Here is a 1,632-nt window from a genome sequence, read left to right as displayed (position 1 = left end):
TCTCTATAAAAAACTGGCAGCAGAGCTGAATCGTGCCAAATGCAAGCCGGGTGCGTTTGACGAGGTGATCGGACTCGAGCATTTGGACAAGGTGATTGACATCGATCAGTCGCCGATTGGCCGCACGCCGCGTTCTAATCCGGCAACATATACTGGACTGTTCAACGACATTCGCTCTCTGTTTGCACAGACACAAGATGCAAAAATGCGTGCCTATGGTCCGGGAAGGTTCTCGTTTAATGTCAAGGGCGGACGCTGTGAAGCGTGCACCGGCGATGGCTTAATTAAGATTGAGATGCACTTCCTGCCGGATTTATATGTTCCGTGCGAAGTGTGCAAGGGCAAGCGGTATAACAAAGAAACGCTGGAAGTACGCTATAAGGGCAAGAATATTTCTGATGTGTTGGATATGACGGTCGATGAAGCGGTTACGTTCTTTGAGAATGTTCCCAAGATTCATAGACGCCTGCTGACGCTGCAAGAAGTCGGACTGGGTTATGTCAAGATTGGTCAATCTTCTACCACATTGTCCGGTGGTGAGAGTCAGCGTGTCAAGCTCGCCACAGAGCTCTCCAAGCGCTCGACAGGTCGCACCATGTATATTTTAGATGAGCCGACAACCGGTCTGCACACGGCAGATGTCCATCGTTTGCTGGATGTGCTGCAAAAATTGGTGGATGGCGGCAACACTGTCGTCGTCATTGAACATAATCTGGATGTCATTAAAGTCGCAGACCATATTATTGATCTGGGACCGGAAGGCGGCGATGGCGGCGGACGTATTGTCTGCACAGGTACGCCGGAAGAAATCACAGAGTGCGAGCAATCGTATACGGGAAAATATCTGAAAAAATATTTGGAAAAGAAGTAAAAATTCTCTTGGCAAAGAGGAGCAGATCTGTTTGCGGATTTGCTTCTCTTTTTACATTTCTTGGAGACAGGTGGCAATTCGTGAAGAAACGGTAAATTTTCCCTATTGTCGGTGGAATTCCTTCTGAAATCTTGTGAACGGACGGTTTTTTTGTTATACTATTATTTGAATTAAAATAATATAAAAGAGGAGTTGCAATGAAATCAAAAAAATGGAACATTGCCCGGCCGGATATAGGCGCTGTGCGCAGTCTGACAAAGATCTGCGGCTATGCACCACTGACGGCAGCCGTGCTGTGTGCACGGGGACTGGACACGCCGGAAAAAGCGCAGGCTTTTCTGTGTCATGACTTGTCCGGACTGCATGATCCGTTCTTGCTGCCTGATATGCATCGCGCAGTAGAGGCGATTGACAACGCAATTGCAGACGGCGAGCACATTGCCGTGTTTGGTGACTATGATGTGGACGGAATCACATCCACCTGCGTCCTCATTCGTTATTTGAAGAGCAGAGGAGCTGCGTGCAGCTACTATATTCCGGATCGTCTGACCGAAGGATATGGTCTGAACAAACCAGCTTTGCTGTCGCTCAAGCAATCGGGCGTCTCGATGGTTATTACTGTGGATTCCGGCATCACAGCGGTAGAAGAAATCGCATATGCCAATGAAATTGGATTAAAAGTCGTTGTGACTGACCATCATGAATGTAAGGACGATTTGCCAGATGCGGTGGCTATTGTCAACCCGAAGCGAACAGACAGC

2 protein-coding genes are annotated in these 1,632 nt (G+C 48.2%); both read left to right on the top strand.

The window, feature by feature from the left end; genetic code table 11:
* Positions 1–871: ATP-binding cassette domain-containing protein (locus tag ACR0P9_RS12240; protein ID WP_432620545.1), on the top strand; the 871-nt coding region annotated here is incomplete at its 5' end.
* Between the two features lie 197 nt (positions 872–1,068).
* On the top strand, positions 1,069–1,632 hold a 564-nt coding region (locus ACR0P9_RS12235; RefSeq protein ID WP_432620543.1), incomplete at its 3' end, for a DHH family phosphoesterase.

Source organism: Butyricicoccus sp., from assembly GCF_050872565.1.
Lineage (GTDB): Bacteria > Bacillota > Clostridia > Oscillospirales > Butyricicoccaceae > Butyricicoccus_A.
The sequence above is the reverse complement of the archived record's forward strand: the minus strand, read 5'-3'. Positions and strand labels throughout refer to the sequence as shown.